At 42.2% G+C, this 21804-nt stretch carries 23 protein-coding genes; 7 read left to right on the top strand and 16 right to left on the bottom strand.

Annotation, left to right across the window (positions count from 1 at the left end; translation table 11 throughout):
- The first annotated feature begins 64 nt into the window (after positions 1-64).
- The 3 genes from AACW90_RS02940 (at position 65) to AACW90_RS02930 (ending at position 3568) form a co-directional block, all read left to right on the top strand.
- Positions 65-2341 (top strand): nitric-oxide reductase large subunit, encoded by a 2277-nt coding sequence (locus AACW90_RS02940; RefSeq protein WP_390230518.1) that lies wholly within the window; start codon positions 65-67, stop codon positions 2339-2341.
- A 73-nt stretch (positions 2342-2414) separates the two neighbouring features.
- Positions 2415-2813 (top strand): SirB2 family protein, encoded by a 399-nt coding sequence (locus AACW90_RS02935; RefSeq protein WP_390230515.1) that lies wholly within the window; start codon positions 2415-2417, stop codon positions 2811-2813.
- Between the two features lie 83 nt (positions 2814-2896).
- Positions 2897-3568: a cupin domain-containing protein gene (locus AACW90_RS02930; RefSeq protein WP_390230512.1), complete on the top strand. Its 672-nt coding sequence runs from the start codon at positions 2897-2899 to the stop codon at positions 3566-3568.
- A gap of 95 nt (positions 3569-3663) precedes the next feature.
- Here AACW90_RS02930 and AACW90_RS02925 read toward each other — a convergent pair whose 3' ends face one another.
- From AACW90_RS02925 to AACW90_RS02910, 4 genes are all read right to left on the bottom strand, one after another.
- Positions 3664-4047, bottom strand: a complete 384-nt coding sequence (locus AACW90_RS02925) for a carboxymuconolactone decarboxylase family protein (protein WP_390230509.1) — start codon at positions 4045-4047, stop codon at positions 3664-3666.
- Between the two features lie 57 nt (positions 4048-4104).
- Complete coding sequence (locus AACW90_RS02920; RefSeq protein ID WP_390230506.1) at positions 4105-4455, bottom strand: MerR family transcriptional regulator; 351 nt, start codon at positions 4453-4455, stop codon at positions 4105-4107.
- A 141-nt stretch (positions 4456-4596) separates the two neighbouring features.
- Entirely contained in the window at positions 4597-5055 is a 459-nt protein-coding gene (locus tag AACW90_RS02915) for a DMT family transporter (RefSeq protein WP_390230503.1), read from the bottom strand.
- Positions 5055-5513 carry a DMT family transporter gene (locus AACW90_RS02910; RefSeq protein ID WP_390230500.1) on the bottom strand — a complete coding sequence of 153 codons (459 nt, stop codon included), beginning with the start codon at positions 5511-5513 and terminating at the stop codon, positions 5055-5057. The genes AACW90_RS02915 and AACW90_RS02910 overlap by 1 nt, the downstream gene beginning before the upstream one ends.
- 92 nt (positions 5514-5605) lie before the next feature.
- Here AACW90_RS02910 and AACW90_RS02905 point away from each other — a divergent pair, with 92 nt between their 5' ends.
- Complete coding sequence (locus tag AACW90_RS02905) at positions 5606-6514, top strand: LysR family transcriptional regulator (RefSeq protein ID WP_390230498.1); 909 nt, start codon at positions 5606-5608, stop codon at positions 6512-6514.
- 136 nt (positions 6515-6650) lie between these two features.
- Here AACW90_RS02905 and AACW90_RS02900 read toward each other — a convergent pair whose 3' ends face one another.
- Entirely contained in the window at positions 6651-7307 is a 657-nt protein-coding gene (locus AACW90_RS02900) for a Qnr family pentapeptide repeat protein (protein WP_275137787.1), read from the bottom strand.
- A gap of 299 nt (positions 7308-7606) precedes the next feature.
- Between AACW90_RS02900 and AACW90_RS02895 the strand changes: the two genes are divergently transcribed.
- Positions 7607-8230 carry a class I SAM-dependent DNA methyltransferase gene (locus AACW90_RS02895; RefSeq protein WP_390230495.1) on the top strand — a complete coding sequence of 208 codons (624 nt, stop codon included), beginning with the start codon at positions 7607-7609 and terminating at the stop codon, positions 8228-8230.
- Positions 8231-8430: 200 nt separating this feature from the next.
- Here the strand turns inward: AACW90_RS02895 and AACW90_RS02890 are convergent, their stop codons facing one another.
- Genes AACW90_RS02890 through AACW90_RS02875 form a run of 4 tightly spaced genes read right to left on the bottom strand, consistent with a single transcriptional unit; the run spans position 8431 to position 10028 of the window.
- Entirely contained in the window at positions 8431-8808 is a 378-nt protein-coding gene (locus tag AACW90_RS02890; RefSeq protein ID WP_390230492.1) for a MazG nucleotide pyrophosphohydrolase domain-containing protein, read from the bottom strand.
- 36 nt (positions 8809-8844) lie between these two features.
- The gene (locus AACW90_RS02885; protein WP_390230489.1) at positions 8845-9294 is read right to left on the bottom strand and encodes a GNAT family N-acetyltransferase; all 450 of its coding nucleotides are present in this window, start codon (positions 9292-9294) and stop codon (positions 8845-8847) included.
- A gap of 8 nt (positions 9295-9302) precedes the next feature.
- Positions 9303-9680, bottom strand: coding sequence for a nuclear transport factor 2 family protein (locus AACW90_RS02880; RefSeq protein ID WP_390230486.1), 378 nt, complete (start codon positions 9678-9680; stop codon positions 9303-9305).
- Between the two features lie 57 nt (positions 9681-9737).
- Positions 9738-10028 carry an antibiotic biosynthesis monooxygenase family protein gene (locus AACW90_RS02875; protein WP_390230483.1) on the bottom strand — a complete coding sequence of 97 codons (291 nt, stop codon included), beginning with the start codon at positions 10026-10028 and terminating at the stop codon, positions 9738-9740.
- A 253-nt stretch (positions 10029-10281) separates the two neighbouring features.
- Here AACW90_RS02875 and AACW90_RS02870 point away from each other — a divergent pair, with 253 nt between their 5' ends.
- Positions 10282-10785 (top strand): hypothetical protein, encoded by a 504-nt coding sequence (locus tag AACW90_RS02870; protein WP_390230480.1) that lies wholly within the window; start codon positions 10282-10284, stop codon positions 10783-10785.
- Between the two features lie 94 nt (positions 10786-10879).
- Here the strand turns inward: AACW90_RS02870 and AACW90_RS02865 are convergent, their stop codons facing one another.
- Both AACW90_RS02865 and AACW90_RS02860 read right to left on the bottom strand, forming a co-directional pair.
- Complete coding sequence (locus tag AACW90_RS02865) at positions 10880-11284, bottom strand: DUF1801 domain-containing protein (protein WP_390230477.1); 405 nt, start codon at positions 11282-11284, stop codon at positions 10880-10882.
- Positions 11285-11428: 144 nt separating this feature from the next.
- Positions 11429-12727, bottom strand: coding sequence for a carbohydrate porin (locus tag AACW90_RS02860; RefSeq protein WP_390230474.1), 1299 nt, complete (start codon positions 12725-12727; stop codon positions 11429-11431).
- Positions 12728-13175: 448 nt separating this feature from the next.
- Between AACW90_RS02860 and AACW90_RS02855 the strand changes: the two genes are divergently transcribed.
- Positions 13176-14177: a LacI family DNA-binding transcriptional regulator gene (locus AACW90_RS02855; RefSeq protein WP_390230471.1), complete on the top strand. Its 1002-nt coding sequence runs from the start codon at positions 13176-13178 to the stop codon at positions 14175-14177.
- Positions 14178-14311: 134 nt separating this feature from the next.
- Here AACW90_RS02855 and AACW90_RS02850 read toward each other — a convergent pair whose 3' ends face one another.
- The 5 genes from AACW90_RS02850 to AACW90_RS02830 are packed head-to-tail and all read right to left on the bottom strand — an operon-like array spanning position 14312 to position 21713.
- Complete coding sequence (locus AACW90_RS02850; RefSeq protein WP_390230468.1) at positions 14312-17761, bottom strand: 1,3-beta-D-glucan phosphorylase, GH149 family; 3450 nt, start codon at positions 17759-17761, stop codon at positions 14312-14314.
- A gap of 48 nt (positions 17762-17809) precedes the next feature.
- On the bottom strand, positions 17810-18790 hold the full coding sequence (locus AACW90_RS02845) for an ABC transporter ATP-binding protein (protein ID WP_390230465.1): 981 nt from the start codon (positions 18788-18790) through the stop codon (positions 17810-17812).
- A 10-nt stretch (positions 18791-18800) separates the two neighbouring features.
- The gene (locus AACW90_RS02840) at positions 18801-19754 is read right to left on the bottom strand and encodes an ABC transporter ATP-binding protein (RefSeq protein WP_390230462.1); all 954 of its coding nucleotides are present in this window, start codon (positions 19752-19754) and stop codon (positions 18801-18803) included.
- Positions 19751-20731 (bottom strand): ABC transporter permease, encoded by a 981-nt coding sequence (locus AACW90_RS02835; protein WP_390230459.1) that lies wholly within the window; start codon positions 20729-20731, stop codon positions 19751-19753. Before AACW90_RS02835 ends, AACW90_RS02840 begins: the two co-directional genes overlap by 4 nt.
- A gap of 7 nt (positions 20732-20738) precedes the next feature.
- Positions 20739-21713: an ABC transporter permease gene (locus tag AACW90_RS02830; RefSeq protein WP_390230456.1), complete on the bottom strand. Its 975-nt coding sequence runs from the start codon at positions 21711-21713 to the stop codon at positions 20739-20741.
- Positions 21714-21804: the final 91 nt, after the last annotated feature.

Genomic DNA, 21804 nt, shown 5'->3' with positions numbered 1-21804 from the left:
GATAAAATCTGGCACGATTGTTGTAATAGAGAAAGCGAAATAGACAACAACAAAGGAACAGAAGATGACAAAACAAAAATTGTCCATCATCGCTCTTATTATAGTGTGCTTAACCTCGTTCACTATATTATTGAGTTTGGGCAGCCAGATTTATCGTGAAGCACCACCTATCCCTACTTCAGTAATGAGTAGTACCGGAGAAGTGATTTTCACCAAAAACGATATCCAAGATGGTCAACTTGTTTGGCGTACTATGGGTGGACATCAACTTGGTTCCATTTGGGGACACGGTTCGTACATCGCACCGGATTGGACAGCAGATTGGCTACACCGTGAATCTGAAGAGTGGTTAGATCTCACCGCTAAAGCTCAGTTTTCTAAACCTTTTGCACAATTAGACAATTTCCAGAAAGCCGAGCTCGAAAGTAGATTGCGCGATGATATACGCCCTAACAGCTACAACGCTGAGACAGACATCATTACCATCTCACAAACTCGAGGCGAAGCAGTTAAAACACTGCAAACCTATTACTCTAATGTATTTGGAGATAACCCCGACTTTCAACACGTTCGTGAAGACTACGCAATGAAGGAAGCGACGATCGCTTCTGCTGAAAATCGTGACAAACTTTCTGCGTTCTTTTTCTGGGGCGCTTGGGCTGCGGTAACAGAGCGACCAGATGAGAGTTACACCTACACGAATAACTGGCCTTTTGACCCTGTTATTGGTAACACACCGACATCAGACAACATCGTTTGGTCCGTGTTGAGTTTTGTTGTCCTAATAGCGGGTGTTGGCGCTCTGGCTTGGTATCACGCCACTTTAAAAGCGCATCCACTGCCTAAATTGCCTGAAACAGATCCGCTGTTCGGTGTAGAACCAACCAAATCTCAAAAAGCGCTGGCTAAATATTTCGTCACCGCCGTTGGCCTGTTTTTGCTTCAGATTTTATTGGGTAGTATTACCGCTCACTATGCTGTTGAAGGACAAGACTTCTACGGATTCCCTCTATCAGAGATTCTACCTTACTCTGTTACTCGCACATGGCACACCCAATTAGCCGTATTCTGGATAGCAACAGCGTGGTTAGGTACGGGTCTTTACATTGCACCCGCACTTTCAGGCTACGAACCAAAATACCAACGACTCGGTGTCAACGTACTTTGGGTGGCACTGCTCATTGTGGTTCTCGGCTCTATGGCCGGCGAATGGATGGCGGTTCAACAGTACTTTGATCTCGATTTAAGCTATTGGATAGGGCATCAAGGTCAAGAGTACATCGATCTTGGACGTATCTGGCAGATCCTATTGCTTGTTGGCTTATTGATTTGGTTAGGACTGGTTACCGCAGCGATTCGTCCTGCATTATTCAAAGATGGCGAAATGAAACCTGTCATCTGGGTTTTATATGCTTCATGTGTCGCAATTGGATTGTTCTACGGTGCTGGTCTGTTCCAAGGTAAGCACACAAACTTAGCCATTGCTGAATACTGGCGCTGGTGGGTTGTACATCTATGGGTAGAAGGATTCTTTGAGACTTTCGCTACGTCAGTTATCGCGCTTGTATTTGTTCGCTTAGGCCTTATTCGTGCACAATCGGCTAACAGCGCTGTATTATTCGCGACAGTAGTATTCTTAACAGGTGGCTTGATTGGTACGCTACATCACTTGTACTTTACCGGAACGCCGACATCCGTCATTGCTTGGGGCTCCGTATTCTCTGCATTAGAAGTGGTTCCACTCGCGCTTATTGGTTTCGAAGCAGTAGAAACCTATCGATTTAGAAAATCGACACCTTGGATGGCTCGTTACAAGTGGGCAATCATGTTCTTTGTTGCGACTGCATTTTGGAACTTGGTCGGTGCTGGCATACTAGGGTTCTTAATCAACCCACCTATTGCGCTTTACTTTATACAAGGTTTGAACACCACAGCAACACACGCACATGGTGCCTTTATGGGTGTGTACGGAATGTTGGGTATTGGTTTGATGTTGACTTGCGTACGCGGGCTAACAGGCGATACCAAAGCGTGGGACGACAAATGGCTTAAATGGTCTTTCTGGACACTTAACTTTGGCCTTGCCGGAATGGTCTTTATGTCATTGTTCCCTGTCGGGATCGTACAGTTCTTCGCGGTCATCGAACATGGATATTGGTACGCACGTTCTCCAGCCGTGATTCATAGCGAACTGGTCGAAATGCTTGTTTGGTTACGTATGCCAGGCGATATTCTGTTCGGTATTGGAGGAATATTCATCGGCATCTTCATGACGAAACTTATATTCGCGGCGTTCAGTAACCGTAAATCAAAGCTCATTACGCAAACTGCTTCAAATTAACAACAGCATATAAAAAGAGCGGGTTATTCCGCTCTTTTTATTTCTTTATCCATCCTAGCCCTAGGTAAAAACCATGTATCTAGAAGTGAAAACCTTTCACATTGTCACTGTCACCATCAGTATTTCATTATTTGTCTTTCGGTTTCTTCGTTACTACGCAGCATCAGAAATAAAAACTCAGCCTCTATGGCTTAAACATCTACCACACGTTATTGACACTCTACTGTTTTCCAGTGGTATCGCCCTTGTTTCTATCACTAAGTTCATCCCTTTCACCGCTTCAGCTCCGTGGCTTAGTTACAAACTTGCTATGGTTGTTCTTTATATCGCTTGCGGATTTGGAGCCATGAGTCAAAAAGCCAGTAGAATACGTCGAATTCTATTCTTCATCGCATCAATTGGTTGCCTTTCGGTGGTGATTACATTGGCTTTAACAAAACAGATTGATACCATTCTTGCAATTTTCCAATAAAAACTTCGTTCCAATAACGGTGCTTTTTCCGATCGTAATAAGCTAAGCTTACTAAACGAATAGCACACTAGGGACTAAAACCAATGCTGAACATGGACTTCAACCAGAGACTGGTCATTGAATCTGAAAAAATGGAATGGTTAGCAAGCCCGGCCAACGGCGTTTGGCGCAAACCATTTGAACGACAAGAACAAGAAGCGGGACACACCACCAGCATTGTAAAATATGACGCGGATTCTAAATTTAAATCCCATCCTCATCCAGTAGGGGAGGAAATTTTTGTGTTAGATGGCACCTTCTCAGATGAGAGTGGTGACTTTCCTGCTGGCACTTACTTAAGGAACCCACCGAATAGCGCTCACGCACCATTTAGTAAGGGTGGCTGCATACTATTCGTCAAGCTTAATCAATTTGATGAAAACGACTCAAAACAGATCCGAATAAAAACAAAAGAACAAAGCTGGTTAGCAGGGTTAGGTGGTTTACAGGTAATGCCTCTGCACGAATTTAAGCATGAGCATGTTGCGTTAGTTAAGTGGCCAAAAGGCGAGCATTTTCAACCCCATAAACATTTTGGTGGTGAAGAGATCTTGGTTCTATCTGGTACATTTAGGGACGAATATGGGCACTATCCAAAAGGGACATGGATCCGTAGCCCGCATATGAGCAGCCACTGCCCATACGTGGAAGAAGAAACCGTTATTTTAGTAAAAACAGGTCACCTACCCATCCCAGATTCATACTATTCCGCTTAGTAGCGAAGGTAACCTTGTTAGCAAATGAAGCTATTGCACGGTTTAAAGAGGTGATTATCTTCCAGAGGCACCTCTTTTTTCACCCCAAAGCAAGACTAGATGTGCTTGGCATTCTCTGCCAACACCTCTTTGAATGCGAACATACCGTTTAGAGCCGCCGGAAAACCTGCATAAATAGCCATCTGAATGATCACTTCCTTTAATTCCTCTTCACTACAACCGACATTTAATGCCGCATGTAAATGAACCTTTAATTGAGGTTGGCAGTTTCCTAGGGCCGTTAATGCCGCAACGGTGGCGATTTCTCGTGACTTTAAGTCTAACCCTTCGCGCGCGTAAACATCACCAAACGGAAACTCAATGGTGAAACGTGCCAGATCCGGGGCGATATCTTGTAGGCTATCAATCACTTTTTGTCCCGCTTCACCGTCTATCTTGGCTAAATTTTCGAGACCCATCTCGTATCTCGTTTTACTCATATCTTGCTCCTTGGAATGAATTACAAACCTAGGTTACAAGTTAGAGCCCACTCTAAGTCAAGCGTGATTTTTATAAAACTCAATTTTATTATCGAGTGCGGAGAGGTGTCTCATTTGAGATTCTATTTGCGTTTTGAGTACCTCTCGGTGATTTTCCAACATCATCTGCCGAGCTACAATGGTTTGATCACCCTCGTCTCTAAGTGCTCCATATTGCAAAATCTGCTCTAGAGGCATCCCGGTTTCTTTCAAACGAATAATAAATTCAACCCATTTAATCTCTTTAGATGTGAATGTTCGGTGACCACTCCCATTGCGTCGCACCTCTTTCAATAGGCCTATTTTTTCATAATATCTCAGTGTGTACGGCGTTAAACCCGTCGCCTCTGCAAAGGACTTGATGTTCATCAGTTTTCTCCAATCTCGAGTGTTTAGACAAATCTTAAGCGCTTATATGATGCCTCATAACCATTCATATTCAACAACTGAATAACCGGATTAAACGTCAGCCAATTCACTCGTTGACGTTCAATAAAGCCTAACGCCTTGTTATTCTTGGTTCTGCTTTTGCAGTTTCACGCTATTTTGTCTGAGCAGTTCCTTGATGGTCATTCCAATAATAATCAAACTCACGCCGGCTATCTTCATAAGTAAACTGTCAGGATTATGGGACGATGTATCCAGAAGCAAACTAAAAAGCATCTGCCCACTAATTACAAGAATTATCGCACTTGTAGAACCGAGTTTTGTTATCACCACACTATTTATGGCCACATATAATGCGCCAATGACGCCACCAGCATACATCAGGCCTTCAGATACTGGGGCAAACTGAGGGGGGCTCAAAAGTATTAGCGCCATCAATGAAAGAAAACAAAAGCCACCAATATGATTGATGTAAGAGGCTTTAAATGCCCCTTGATAACCACTTAGTTGCCCGTTCAATATTCTACTCAAAGCGATACAGACGCCATTTAAAAGGCCAATCAAAATATAGATAGTCATCATTAAACCCTTGCGTATATCAACAGAATGGATCCCAGTACAATCAGTACAATGGGAACAAAATCAACCATAGAAAATGTCTTTTTCTCCAGCTGTAACCAACCAAACCGTTCGCATATCAATGAAAAGATCAACTGCCCTATCAACCCTAATGCTAACGTTCCCGATAAGCCGATACTACTGTTAACAGTGATTGACGCGAGAATGACCGTAAACGCGCCAGGTATACCGCCAAGATAAAATAATCGTGGTGCCTTACGTTCATCCATCTCAACAGCATGCCGTTTTGGGCCTAATATGGAAAGAAGAATCCAAGCGGTAACCGCTCCGATACCATGAGCGAACCATGAAGCGCTTAACCCTGTTGTACCCAGCGCAAGCTGACTATTTAAATGAATCATGAGCGCAAGAAGACAACCACCGAAGACGGCCATCCCTGAATACCAATTTATTTTTTGCATAACGACTCCTTTGTCTTGAGCCGTACTTTAGTTTATATGCAATATCATGATAATCTTTAATATAGAAACTTATAGTAGAGTAATAGTTGACAATGAAAGAAGACTTTTCGGCAATACCTGTTTTTGTGGCGGTCATAGAGTGCGGCAGCTTTTCGGCGGCGGCCGAGAAGCTAGGCATGACCAAGTCGGCCGTCAGCAAGAGAATATCCGTTTTAGAAGACAACTTAAGGGTCCGATTATTCAATAGAACGACGAGAAAAATGACGCTAACCGAAGCCGGCGAACATTTCTCCGATTATGCAAGGCACTCATTGGCGCTCGCTCAAGAAGGATTTACCGCGTTGTCTCATTATCAGGGCTCCCCTAGGGGAACACTCAAGATCAATGCACCAATGACGTTTTCCCGCCGACATCTCGTGCCCTACATGAAAGAATTTCTAGACCGCTATCCCGACATAAAAGTGATTCTTAGTATGGATGATAAGGTAATCAGTATGGTGGAAGGTGGTTTTGATGTCGGTATCCGAATAGGTGAGCTAAAAGACTCATCGTTGATCGCCAGAAAACTGGTGAATTGCAAAAGTGTGGTGTGCGCTTCCCCAAAATATATTGCTCAACACGGCATACCCAATACTCCAGAAGATCTCTCTAACCATAACTGTCTATATTACAGCTTATTTCAGGCTGGGGTTGAATGGACATTTTTCCAAGATAAACAAAAAATAAAGATAGAACCTAAAGGCAATTTTGTCGTCAATAATAGCGATGCGATAGCGGATGCTTTACTGCAAGGTCTCGGTATTTGCCAGATGCCCACCTTTCTCGTCTATGAGTATTTAGCGAATGGCCAACTCGTAACATTATTGGACCATTATTCTTTACCAAGCCATGCCATTTTCGCCGTTTATCCAGAAAGGAAACACCTACCGGAAAAAGTGAACGTATTTATCAACTTTATGAAAGAGAAGTTAGAGGAAAGCTCAGGAGGTTGGGAGGTTTAACGTGGAATCTAAGCGTTGGTATTATTTATTAGAAACAGATCTAATCAGTCTAAGTACCAAGGCGGTTTCAAACCATGATAGCGCATACGCCATCATGGTTTGATGGTAGATAATGTCTAACCGTTTACCGGATTCATCAATTAGGTAGGACGATCAACCCTAATTTCTCAAGCAATTGTTCCTGTTGCCATTCACAAATTTTTACACCCGTCAGATCAACCTTACGTGGGTCCAAGCCATCCAGTTCTGAATGGCTTAGATTACAACCTTCCATACGAAACTGCCCCCAGATATCTCCAGAAAACGACCCTCGACTTAAATCAGACTCTTTTAAAGACGCACCTTGTAGATTGGTGCTAATCCATCGATTTTCAAATAGATCACACTTCTCGATACACTGGCGTTCAAAATTGGCGTAAGACAAATTACAACCGGTGATGTAAGCGGAGCAAAAAAACATCTTGTAGCTAACCTGATTGACGAAACTCGCTCGAAAAAAATTCGCACCTTTTAGGTCACAATCCCTTAATTCAATACCAAAACAGTTGGCACCACTGAAGTTGGACATAGACAACTGACAATCCTTGAAGGAGGCATCACGCAAATCACAAAAACCAAAATCACAACCTTCAATATCCCCTTGTCTAATAAAGGTACAATCCACAAAATGCGCATCTCGTAGATTCGCGTGATTAAAATCGCACCGAATAAAGGTACACTTCTCAAATAGCGAATCGCTCAAGTCTTGTTTAGTAAAATCGGTGTCGTCATACAACTGGTTGGTCTTTTTCATAGTTTGCCCTTATCTTTTGTACCACAGAGATTATCATCGACTTAATAAAAACGACATAAAAACAACTTCAATAAAATCAGCATCTTAAAAACGCCAAATTCGCCGATTTAAGGGGTCATTTCAGCATTTAGAGCGGTCATAATTCGTTTAAGTCATGCCTGCTGTCAAAAAATAGTTTTGTAGCACTCAGAATCAATCATGACCAATCCTACAAATGACGCAGAAAGCCGATTAAATTTGCAATACAATTGCCAAACCGAAGCGAACTGATAATACATAAACATAGAGATTAGGCGCGCATGATGAGTGATTACTTTGATTCAGTTGCACACACATGGGATAGCAACCCATTAAAGGTTGATCGTGCAAAGACAACCGCGAATAAAATAAAAGAACTAAGCTTCAACTCGACAAACAGCATTGTAGATTTTGGTAGCGGTACGGGCTTACTTGGTGTTCAGTTAACCGATACATTTGATCGCATTGTGCTCGCGGACGCTTCACGGCAAATGATTGAAATAGCAAAGGAAAAAGTCATTAGCGCGAATCTGAGCAATATCGATACTCAACATATTGAACGACTTAGCCAACTTGAATCGAAGCATTCTGCTATAACCACTCTCATGACCCTTCATCATATTGCCGATATATCCCTATTCTTTTCAGACGCATTTAGCACCTTAGAAGATAATGGTATGTTGATTATTGCGGATCTATATGCAGAAGATGGCTCATTTCACCAACATAATCCATCCTTTAGCGGCCATAATGGATTTGATGTGCAAGCCCTTACAAATATCGCGGAAAATGCAGGGTTTCAAATACTTAAAATCGAACAATATTACGAAGTGTGGCATGAAAACTATGCAGGGGAAAATTGCCCTTACCCACTGTTTTTCTTTGTTGCCAAAAAACAATCGTAAAGGGGTAATACTTTTCACTTAAAGCTATCAGATGTCGTCATCCCCATGAAAATGGGGATCTAAATTCACCAAGATTCCCGTTTTCACGGGAATGACGAAGTATTTAGCACTAACCGAACAGCATTACGTTTGCACTGGACGACGGCGAGTTAGTAAATATTTTGTCTTAACTAATCGGCATTAATCGTAGAGAGGTTCATTTATTTCACTTTGATTCTCTGCGCCTGCTCTTTTGCTAATGCGATGTTCTGTAGTTCTTTTATCTCTTGCCATTGCTTGCCACCTTCAATACCAGAAACGCGCTGTTCATACTTTTTACACGCGCGTTTTAGTACCGATTCGACAGTCACACCTTTTTCTCCTTCCAAGGCAATAAGCGCATTAACGTAATCCCACAATACATCACCAAGTTCATCTTCGAGATAGCACACTCTCCCTTTCGGTAACTCTTCTATTACTTCGTCCACTTCATTTTTGATTTCATTGATATAGGTTTCAGCGCCATCCGCCCAACTACTTGTTTTATCAAACGTGGCTTTACGTTGTGCAATATTGAGCAGTATTTCGAACGCTTCCATACTTTCTCTCTTGTTAAACAATCGAGTAATTGACACTTAATTGAGATACTTCTGCCAATGCAACAAGCCTTTAAGTACCACTTGGTGATCTTCAAATCCACATCTAGCATACCGTTTTTTTGCCACATGATTGTCGTCGTCTACTTCTAAAGTAATCTTAACCATATCGTTTTTTCGAGCATGTTCTTCAATAGCCGCGAGTAAGTTTTTGCCTAGCCCTGTCCCCCTAAAAGCTTTCGCAATCATAAAATCATGGATATTAAGTACAGGCTGAGATCGATAGGTAGAAAATGATTCAAAACAGACGGCAAAGCCAGCGGGTTTTTTATCAACATACAAAATAAAGCCTGTGAAATAAATAAGCGACGAGAGCTTATCTACAATATCTAATGCGACTGTTGAACTATACTCAAGAAACAACCGCTCAAGGTCTTGCCTGTGCTGACTATTTTCTGAATCAAACGACAACGTTGTTATGTTTTGCATTCCTAACCTTATTTGAGATTTTTTACCCATTGAGCTCGCCACTGAGGCGCCTCGTAGTCATCCGGCCAAAATTCAACTTGCTTACTTATTAAGCCATTCTGCACTGTCGAGAATGTAATAGCTCGTGCTTTAACGCTGCCATCAGAAATAGACACATCCGTCACAACGACGTCGCCTTCGCATACTATGGTGTTAATCACAAATTCCCAGCGCCCTTCCGCAGGATAGGCGGTATTAATCGCCGCAAAGTTTTTACGGCCACAGATTCGTTCTAACGACTGGGGCCACTGCCCTTCGAAATCTTCCGTTAACCATTCACTGGCCGCAACAAAATCATTACTTCGCATAGTTTCCCAAAAAGCTAACACTACTTGTTTTGAATTCATTCCTACTCCTAATAATTCAATCTTGTGCTGATAATTCCTAATTGTTAACCCTATCTACTATGGATAACTATAACGCCTTTGAATTTCGACTACCTCAACCACATACGATTGATACCACTTTTCTTTTCCAAGTTTTTGCGCAACAGCATGTTGCGCATCATTATGCCATCGTTGGATATCTTGCTCAGACTCCCAGTATGAAATGGCTATCTCTTGGTCGCCCTCAGATGTTGCAATAAAATCTAAACAACCGTATTTCGAAAATGCCAGTTCTCGCATAACAGCCACCATATCAAGATAATCCTTATCTTGTTTACCCACTTTTGCTTTAAAAATCACGGCAAACATAACACATCCTTTTTGCTCAATAACAACACACCGTTACTTGAGGCCAACGGTTATCGTCTGTCTGTTTTTCATCAAATACGCTATATCAGCCAAATAGCTAATATGATGGCTATCTTCTATATTTTATTGAAATTGCTTGTTACCAATTTCTTCCCTTAAGCGCATAATGATAAAAGGTAAATCAATAAAATGTAAACCAATCAACACACATAATAGATATTGGTTGGAAAGTTAAGTGAATTTAAGGTGATGTATGAAGCTACTAGCGGATAAAACTGGTGAGCAGTTCTTGACTATTCTTGAACAAAACGGAGACAAACTTTTGGTTCAATTCATATCAAATGAAGGGATACCAAAAGGACAACCATTCAAGGACACACTTAGTGGATTGTTGCTTGCAGGTTGGTCTCACAGGATGACATCTACCGCTATTGGTTGGTATCGATTCGTACATGGCTATTTAGAAGATGCACATGTCAGCTACGCACTGCATCGACTTTTTCCATGGGGTCGCAAGGTAAAACTACCAACGGGTGAAACTGGTCGTATTGCTAGTTACGCTAACACCAACTCCGACGGCTACTATATGTATCTTTCCCCGGATGACGAAGGTGAACTCATGCGAAGAAAAATAACACCAGAATGGGTGTTGTTACCGTCTGAGAAATTGCTTGCCCTACCCTATTTTCCGAAACCAAAAACGCAGGAAGAGATAGATATTATAGATAATTTTGACCGATGGGCGGGAGGATTCTGACCGAATAACGAATAACGCGACAAATCATGAGTAATCATCTTTGTTACTTTCTCGTTTCTACTTTCTACTTTCTACTTTCTACTCATAAAATAAGTTACGCCCCTAATAACGGTAGATGTTTAACGCTTTTATAAGTAAGCGCTAACTGAATACAGTGCCGGATAACCTCTTTTGGCAATGGTTCATTGGGATTAAGCACTATTTCTCGATTCCCCTGAAAATGAAGCGTATCGGAATACAACTCTCTATAGGTGTCAATTAGCGTCGTTTTACAGTTGAAATACAAACTATATTGCTTCGGCGATGTCGCTTTCCAATCCATACGAATTGCACTTCCTCCTTTGACTAAGTAGCTTGGCTCCCCCCATTTAAGGCTTTCTTCAACTTCCTCTAGTCCTAAAGATCTCGCCACCTCAAATACTAAGGTTCTTAGCTCCATCATTCTTGCTTTTATTTCAGATGGGTAGCGATCATATTTGGCTTGAATGTCTGGATGCATATAAACGGCCTTAGGTGATTTTTTCCTATAGTGTAGCGGAAGATGAATGGAAAACAAAAAAGGGTTCAGTCTAAAACTGAACCCTGCTAATCCATTAAATAGCGATTAGTCTAACCGAATTAAACAAGGCAAATGGACAATCCGTTACCACCACATGTCGGCTTGGATGCCTACGATTACATCACTTTTTTCACGCGCAGTGCCATCAAGATAGGTTGCAAGGAAGCGTATTTCTGGCGCTGGTCCCATACCGGTATTGACAACTACAGTCGGTGCAATAGTCAGTTTATAATCATTATCTGTGCCTGTCGTTCCATCAACGTTTTCGTAACCAGTATGTTGAAAACCAAGTTCTGTCGCAACAAAGAAGTTTTCATTTACGCTATACGTTGGGCGAACCATTGCTGATGTCCAGTAGTCGTTACCGCCGTCGTCGTAATCGTTGTATTGGCCTTGGATAGAGGTAAAGTAGTTCATCTTACCCTCAGGGAAATAACCTCCCCAAGTAAGCAAACGAAAAGAGTTATCGCCATCTTTAACTTGGGTCAAAAAACTTTGACCTTGACCGCGACCGGAACCCGGTTTGTATGCATTGTATTCCGTCATTGTACCACCAAGTAACTGACCCGAGCCTAACCCAGTACCCGCTTGACCAATTACTTTAGAAAAACCATTTCCCGGCAGTCCCCATAGGCTATCTAGATGATAAATACCCGTCACTTCAAAACCTGTTTCTGCGAAGTCACCTGTTGTTACACCGTCCACTGTGTTGTAATTGTCCGGCAGGTATTTCGCCATAGAATGGATCTCAAACTTACCGAGATTTACACCAACATGAACCGAATGCATAGTATTGTTGGTGTTGTCACCCCAGCGACCTGCATCGTTGTCGTTTTTATCACTCGCCATATACGCGAAGTCCCAAGCATTATCACCCAATGTAATGCCTTCAATACCAGCACCAATACCGGACATATCTGTATAAAAGAAGTCTGTCATAAAGATATAGTTATCTTTACCATAGAAACGTTTCCCTCCCCAAACAACACCGGTTTCTGTCACGCCTTCAAATTCTACGAAGGTTTCCATAATGCCTATATCGCCACCATTCACGTTTGATGAAAGCTGATTCGTCGCATCTCCGTTGTTATTATCTGCGCCTGCACGAGTTTTAATTCTGATTTTTTGGCCATTGTCTAAATCAAAGTTTTTTTGTAAAGCAAGTTCATAGTGGTTGTCAGACTCAATACCCAAACGCCCTAAGGTCTCTTTTGTCGCCGGAAATTTGGCCCGCTTTAAATCATCTTCAACGCTAAAGATTGCACCAGCTCGAAAATAACCATGAAACTCAAAGCCATCGGTTGTATCAGCAGTTGCTATTGGGGAAAGGGAAAGGCCAGATGTTGCCATCAAGCACGCTAAGGATATTTTTGATAATCTCATTATTAACTCCGTCGAGGGTACTTTTGTTTACAGCGTCTCAAATTTCGTAGTTCAAACCACAAAGAAAGCGCTTTCTTTTTAATTTTGTAAAATGACCAATTTAATATACGAAATTAGAGTTCATCCAAGATATCTGGTAAAAAGTTTATTTCATTGTTTAACTTGGCCTTCTCGTTAGATTATATGGTTACCACACCCCTACAAAATGTGATACAAACACACAAAGAAAGCGCTTGCTTGAGCTTGGTTCACATTTTGAACCGTAATTGAAAATAAAATAAGATTAACTAGAAAAAATTGACACTAACGCTAAGTTTCAGAATAGGTCTTTGATAAAGTAAGTGCGATCAACGATGATAAAACCAAAACTAGTGACAAACCTTAATTCGTGTAAAATTCGCAGTAATAACCGAATCGGAACACACCAAGCCTAAAGGACCGAAGAACATTGATAACCATTAAAGAAGTTGCGGAGTATGCTCAGGTATCGCAGTCCACTGTTTCTCGAGCTTTAAACAAACACGAATCGGTAAAAGAGAAAAATAGGATCAAGGTATTTGAAGCGATTGAGGCACTAGGTTATCAACCCAATGCCTTTGCTCAGGCACTCGCTTCCAATAAGTCTTACAGCATTGGAATGCTAGTGGGCACACTTGATGGTCCTTTTTATGGCCCAATGATGCACAACGTCGAAGAGGCCGCTCGTAAAGAAAACTATCACGTCATTATTTCCAGTGGCAATGAACGCCTAGATCAAGAGCAAGAATCCATCGCCTTTCTACGATCAAAAAAAGTAGATGGACTGGTTTTAACATCGGATATGCTATCCGACAGCGATATTCTTGAAATTGTACAACATACACCAGCAACAGCATTACTTAACCGATATATTCCCGAAATATCAGATAAATGCATTTATATAGATAATGAACATGGTGGGGCTATCGCGGTGGACTATCTCATTCGTATGGGGCATAAAAAAATCGGTTGTATCACCGGGCAGTTAAGTAAAATTGATAGCAGAGATCGTCTACAAGGTTACCGAAATGCCTTGGCAAAAAATGGGATTGAATATGATGCAAATTTAGTTGTTGAAGGCCGTTTTGACCATCAAGGTAATGACGGGGCCGTAAGGCGTCTTTTAAACAGAGACACAGAGATGACCGCCATATTTTGCATGAACGACAATATAGCGATGACCGCCTACGGGGTTTGTGCAGAAAAGGGATTGCGGGTAGGTGAAGACGTATCGATTATCGGTTTTGATAATAGCAACTATAGCCAATACATGAACCCAAGCTTAACGACCATCGACTTCCCTCTTAAGGAAATGGCGATTCAGGGTGCAAGCTATGTACTCAATGAACTAAAAGGAAAACCACTAAAGTCAGGGGAAAAACGACTTCAACCAACCTTAATTGAACGCCAATCGGTTAGAGACCTGAACTAAGGTAAACGGAAAAATTACTATTCGGTAATATGGGTGCTATGGATCAGACAGCAATGGGCATGCTTGCCCATTGCTAAACGTACAAAGAAGACTTGAGTTCCTTTATTTATAGACTAATCTCTAATAAATATCACTCAACCCCAGCAACTCTTTCTCGGTACGAACACTCTAACTTTTTCAACCTTGCCAGAACGGCTAAAGATATGTTCGCAGAGAGATAATGGCATGGTTGAACCTTGAACGAATTTCTCACTTCCGTCGTTCATTACGATGCTCATCTCCATTTCGCTACTATCCGTTATTTGATAAATAAAAGGCACCTGACAATAAGTAAATGCAAGGCAGCCTTTCTCAACAACCTTAACGACCGAGTCACCAAACACATTCTCAAATTTAAATGAATCTGATTGAGTTAAAAACTCACTTGGCTTCAGGAGTTTTGGATTGATCGTGATAACCCCACCTGAAATATTGAGCCCCAGCTCTCCAAATCGAGTAATGATTTCCTCTTTCACCTGACCAGTCATGCCTGGTTGCTGAGCACCCGAGTGCTTAGGCGTATGCGAATAAGGGTCGGTTGGAAAAGCGCCGTAATTTTCTGGTGATTTGTTGAACCCAATACCTTGACGCACTAGATAGTAATAGTCGGCCAGCTTCTTGGTCTCTTGACTTGTTGGGTTTAATGCTAATGAAGAGTGATAGTTCTCTTGTACTGCAAGCAGTAACTTAGAAACCATATGCCAATAGATACTCCCCAAACCTTCATAACCAAACATCGTACCAGAGCGCCCCGTAAAGGCTCGATGGTTAAATACCTGTTCATAAATGCTCATCACACCTTGAATACTATCTTCAGAAACCTCTGTGTATTCGCTGCGAACTTGCTCTAAAACCTCTTGTAGGCAGCCACTGTTTTCAAAACTAGCATTGAAATGACATTGATCGGTTATGTCCTTATTCAGAATACGAGTATCTCCTTTTTCAATCATCAAAGAGAGTAACTCGTTTTCTTCTACTAGATCGCTTGCAATCCGGTTTTTATCGCTAAATGAAGCGAGATCTCTATCTGGATAAAGCATAAAGCTTTGCTGATCGTCACGATACATCTCGCTAGCAAACAGTTTATCTAATAACTGAACGGCTTGTCTTGGTGTCAGCACACCAGAGCTAAGAATAGCGACCTGCCCTTCCAACATCGGATATAATTCAGACACTTCTACCTGCTCAGCAGAATAATTTATAATATTATAGGCATTATAAAGACCATCACTTCGCCTGTTATTGGCGATCGTATCGTCTACAACCGCTAAGCAAACGTCCATCATTCTAGATATATCAGCCGTCTCTACAGTGGATTTCCCCGAAAAACCATTCATGCGATACACTTTTTCTCGGTACTCTTCGGCCGCTTTTTCAAACTTAGTTAGAATCGCTTTACGAGTTTGACGTGTAATCGTTTTTTGAGCTATCTCTAAAGCAGCCTCAGATAAGATCTTACTGGTGTTAAACATCCATGCAGACACCTCTTTTGAGAGTGCAATTGATGCTGGAGCTTGAACCAATAATTTTTGTAGAAAGGTGACATATCTACGCATGTAATACAATGTCACCATGGATAGACCATTGCCTACAATGGCATTATTTGCGTCATTCCATTCTGGTCTTTGAGTGTTCAGCCAGATACCACCATCGAGCACCAAGTTACTCAGTTTAGATAACAAAGGAACCAGCATTTTTTCCATTAAATTGACAAGATAAACATCACTACCGTTGTGTAGTATTAAGCGCCCATCACTGCCAATTTGAGACACTCGATGTTCAATCTGTTGCTGCTTTTCACTATTAAATACCACGGTGTCTTTTGGGTTTGCAAACAACGACTCTACTCCGCATAACTCATAAGGCACATTGGCATAAGCATAGATTTCTTTATCCAAAAGATTAACCAAATCTGATTGGCTATATTTGTCGGCTAATTCTAGGAATTTTAGCAAGTAGATAATCTGGTGATCACCCCAATACCCTATATTGCTCCACGGATCTTCTGCGTCTAACAGCTCCCAATCGACACCATCTTTGGTTATGCGATATGGGTTATATCCATCGGCAGTAGAGGCATTCACGAATTTCGCAATAAACGATGGAATAAAACCGGGATAGCTTAATGCAGATGCTTCCCAGTTTTGGAAGATATCACGCCAGTTTCCCTGATAGGATAACAGTCTGTCCCCATTCTCATCTTTAACTTTGATTTCATAATGATTCCAAGGACGGCTGGGGTCACCATGACGACGGCCAAATGTCAGAGGAAGATATTCATAGCAGAGTCGCGTTAACTGCGTATCTCCCGTTTCTTCTGCTTGCTTAATCAAAGCACTATGTGAAATAACCTTCGGCAATGAGGTAAAAAACGCTTTGTTACTCTTAACTACCAATTCATTAGCGTTCAGCATGGTTTTGTATACATCTGAAGTATCTAAATCGTAATTGTTTTCAAACACACCACCACGCATGTTGTTAAACAGTACATTGGCGTAGTGATGTACACTGGTGTTCTCTTCTGACGTCAACTGCCAAGCGTCGGCACCCGACATCAAACTGACGAGCTCAGAATGATTGTCCTCAATGCTTCTTTCAATGGTCGTCGCTAATTCACCAACTCGATTGAGGTTTGGCCTTAGTTTTGCAATATCAGAATGGGTTTTATCTATGTCGGCAACGATAAACCAAGAGTTACTTTTAAAGCTGTCCAGTGTCATCGACTTACGGATGAAATAAGCACCTCGTATGCCCTTAGTTAAGGACTCTCCTGTCACTGGTTTGCCTTTTCGGAAGTCATTAAGCTGTTTGCTGGATAGCAGAATATCACCGTCATCACTATCTACGCTAAATACGGTGGTCGCTCTTAGCGATTCGGCAGGCTCGGCTTTGTCGCTTAACATGGCATACATGCTGAACAGAGCCAATGGCGATGTCTCTACCTGCTCATTCCACTTGTAGGCGTCTACCAGCGCACTTCTTGTTTGCAGCGCCTGCAACGGGGCACCAGAGGGTAGGATATTTTGAATACCATCAAGCAGTTCAATTTGACGTACGTCGCTGGTTAAATTTGTTAGCTCCGATCGACGCACAAATCCAAATTGTTCACTGGTATTCCAACTGTACTGAAACTTGAGTTGTAACGTTATATTGATCTCTTCAAACGTAATCTTATCGCCGACGCTATTTTTATACAGATTCCTCTGAAGCTCATATAACCCATCATGTTGAGGATTAAATGGTTCCCACTTAGCAACACCTTCTTGTGAGGTAAGTCGAATGATCGTTTTTGCCCCTGTATTTTCAGCACTTTCATGTATATGGTCAACTGACCGGTAAGGAAAAAGCGCATTTTCTGGGCGAATCCTACCCGCTGATAGACAGCCAGTAGAAGAGATAAATAACCAATGATTACTTGCAGAAACAACGCTAATAAAAAACGGATCCATTCGATCAACATTCTCTATTTTGTAAAATCGCTCGCCATTAAGATTGACGAATTCACCGTTGACGAGCTCTGACTCTTTATGAGGGGTATATTGCATATTAGTACCAATATTATCAAGGCGCAGTTACGCGCTTAATTTTCAAATTTATAGATGATGACAGCGGGCAAAGTGTTCGACACCAATTTGAGTCGCTTCTGGCATAGCGTCATTACACTGCTGAGTCGCTTTAAGGCAACGCGTCGCAAATGGACAACCCACGCTGTCTGGTTTCCACATCGGAATTTCGCCTTTCTTAACCGTTAATTCACGTCGACCTGACTTGCCCACTTCAGGAACGGCAGACAGCAGAAGTTGCGAGTAAGGATGTTGAGGGTTCTGCGTCACACTGTCACTGCTTCCCCACTCCACCATATGACCCACATACATCACCGCCGTTTTTTCTGCGAAATAACGGGCCGTCGCAATATCGTGGGTAATATACATAAACGAGATGCCGTGTTTATCTTTGAGGTCTGACATCAAATTCAAGATACCAAGGCGAACCGATACATCGAGCATCGATATTGGTTCATCTGCAAGGATAACCTCCGGGCTAACCGCTATCGCTCTTGCAATAGCAACACGTTGTCTCTGTCCACCACTAAGTTCATGTGGATACTTTTCCGCCGTTTCTTTCACGGGTTGCAACCCAACCAATTCAAGTAACTCATAAACCAGTTTCGCCACATGTTGTTTCTCAGCGCGCTTATGAATAAGCAATGGTCTAGCGATATGGTGGTAGATAGTATGGACAGGGTTTAAAGAGCCAAATGGGTCTTGAAAGATCATCTGTACTTGGCGGGCATATTCTAACTCGCCGTTTTTTTCGATATATTCTTGAAGCGGTTCACCCTTAAAGATGACATCCCCGCCAGTCTTATCATAGATACGTGTGAGGATACGAGCACCTGTGCTTTTTCCTGAGCCAGATTCACCCACAATGGCTAATGCTTCGCCTTTACGTAATTCAAAAGTAACATCGTTAACCGCTCGCATGAGACCGCTTTTCGCTGACTGACCGAGTGAGAAATCTTTGACCAAATTATTGACCGAAAGAATGACCTCTTTTTCTTTTACTTGTTCCATCTCTTCTCTCCTACACAAGATGACATGACACTTGATGTCCGGTTTCTAACAGGGACAGTGTCGGTTCTTTCGTTTTACAGTCAGCAAAACAATGGGAGCAGCGATCTTGAAAATTGCAGCCTTGTGGTGTATTCAATAGATTTACAGGGTTGCCTGGGATTCCATACAAACGCTCTTTCGGCCCATGTATAGTAGGAAACGATGAAATCAAACCTTGGGTATATGGATGTTGTGGTGAACCAAAAACGGTTTTTGCGCTACCTAATTCAATCAGGTTACCTGCATACATCACACCAATTCTGTCGGCTATCTCGCCCATCAAACTTAAGTCGTGGCTGATAAAAAGAATTGAAAATCCAAATTTGGTTTTCAGATCATAAAGCTCATTAAGAATTTCACGCTCTACCACCACATCGAGTGCGGTCGTTGGCTCATCCATAATGATAAGTTTTGGCTCGAGTGCCAGAGCAATAGCAATAACGACGCGTTGTCTCATTCCACCACTAAGCTGATGAGGGAAGCTCGACAAACGATCCGCGTGTATCCCAACAATCTCAAGTAACTCCGCCGCTTTCTCGTAAGCTTGTTTTTTGGTTACTGGCTTATGCGCTAAAATCACATCCGTTAACTGCTCACCAATTGTTATCACAGGGTTTAGAGAGTTCATTGCACTTTGAAATACCACTGAAACTTCGTTCCAGCGAAAATTTCTAAGTTGTTTATTGTTCATTTTCAGAACATCTTCACCTTTATAAAGGATCTCACCTTCAGAAATAAGCGCCGGCGCTTTATGCAACCGAGATATCGCGAACGCCAGGGTACTTTTTCCACAACCTGACTCCCCTGCAATTCCTAATGTTTCGCCCGGTGCAATAGAGATACTGACATTATTAACCGCTCTCGCAATCCCATTTGGAGAAACATAATCAACACAAAGGTTGTTAATCTCTAATAAATTACTCATCTTAAACCTCTGCGAATATCTGCTTCTTTCTTCAGTTTGTGCCAGATCTTAATATGCGGACCAGTTTTTAATTTTGGATTACTCACCTGGTCAATTGACATGTTTATTAATGCCAATGCACCACCGGTAAGGGCGAGAGCCATTGCAGGGACAATCATTTCCCACCAAGCACCAGTGTAAAGAGCAGATGACGTTTGTGCCCAATACAGCATTGAACCCCAGCTCACTTCTGTTGCATCCCCCAAACCTAAAATACCCAAGCCTGCTTCTGCGCCCATTGCGTAGATAACCGTGCCAAGAAAGCCGCCAAACACAATAGAGGTAAGATTAGGAAGTATCTCTACTAAGATGATACGAATTTTAGATTCTCCCATTACTTCCGCCGAAATAATAAATTCTTTGCTACGAATAGCCATCGTTTGGGATCGTATTACTCTCGCCCCCCATGGCCAAGATGTGACCCCCAATAGGACGGTAATAACCAGAGATCCCACCTGCCCTAGGAATGCCGCAAGTACGATAAGTAAGGGGAGCTGAGGAAAGACCAAAAACACGTTGGTCACAAAATTTAAACGCTCGTCAATTTTTCCGCCAAAATAGCCAGACGAAACACCAACAATAATCGCTATTGTCATCGCAATTACGCCAGCAGAAATAGCCACGGTTAGCGATTTCCTTGCACCGTAAAGCACCTGACTATATACATCACGTCCGCTTCGCGTTGAACCCATAACGTGTTCTGCGCTAGGAGCGACATGTGGCCGTGCGACACGTTTTTCAGGGTTATGCGTGGCAAATACTGGCGCAAAAACAGCACCAGCAAGAATAACCGTCAGTAAAAAACCACCCATTATCGCTGGCGGGTTACCATAGAAAAAAGCATACAGAGTATTCATAACACTTTTCACTTTCTTCCAAGAAAAGTTCGGCTCAGTGACATCTAAATCGTTTGGTTGGTTAGGAATAAGTTTGTCCATGATGCACCTAATTTGAGATTCGTGGATCGAGCCAAACATATAGAAGGTCGGCAATGAAGTTAGCGGTAAGCACCGCTGAAACCAGAATAAGGAGAATGGCTTGTATAAGCGGATAGTCACGCGCAACAATGCCTTTTAATAGGATATTTCCAAGTCCTTGATAGTTAAAAACCACTTCAGTCATGATAGAACCTGCAAACGAGAATCCAATCGCCATCGCTATCGCCGTTGCTACCGGCAAAATGGCGTTTCTCCCCGCATAGCGATACATCACTCGGTAGTTACTTAGCCCCTTTGCTTCTGCCATCGTGACATAGTCTTCCCCGAGTACATTGATCATCGCGTTTCGCATATTGAATACCCACGTTGAAATACCGACCACCACCATAGAACCGACAGGCAAAATAGCGTGTTTAGCGACACTGCCAATAAATTCGAGTGTAAAACCGGGCGTAAGTGACGGGTCATAGGTGTACGCAAGTGGCAAGAGATCAAGCTTTAAACCGAAGATGTAAAACAATAATAAAGCAGTAACGACATACGGAAAATTACTGATAAAGGCGAGCACCGGCGGTACAACCTGTCCAAATATCCCAGCACGATTGTACGAGGCGTACGTTCCGATGCTGACACCAATAATAAGAGCAACAATCAATGAGCCAAGTGCAAGAAACATAGTCCAAGGAAGGGCCATTGCGATAACATCAGACACACTAACAGGGAACATCAATACCGACGGCCCTAAGTCTAAGGTAAATACGCTTTTCATATACGCGAGGTACTGTTCGAAGATATTGCCATCAAGAAAACCATACATTTCACGAACAGCGTCCATCTGAGCAATATCCATTCGACCTTGTGCAGCCGCAAAAAGCGCCTCGACAGGGTCGCCAGGCATCAAACGTGGCAGCATGAAGTTGAATGAAATAGCAATCAAAAATGCGGTAAAATAAAAGCCAAAGCGGCGAAGTAAAAACGACATAAGGAATCTTTTAACCTAGGAGCCACAGGATGCTGTGACTCCTTATCAAGGTACATTTAATTAGTGAACAACTGGCGATTTAACGCTGGTT

Origin of the sequence: Vibrio frigidus (assembly GCF_042465995.1) — a bacterium.
Lineage (GTDB): Bacteria > Pseudomonadota > Gammaproteobacteria > Enterobacterales > Vibrionaceae > Vibrio.
The sequence above is the reverse complement of the archived record's forward strand: the minus strand, read 5'-3'. Positions and strand labels throughout refer to the sequence as shown.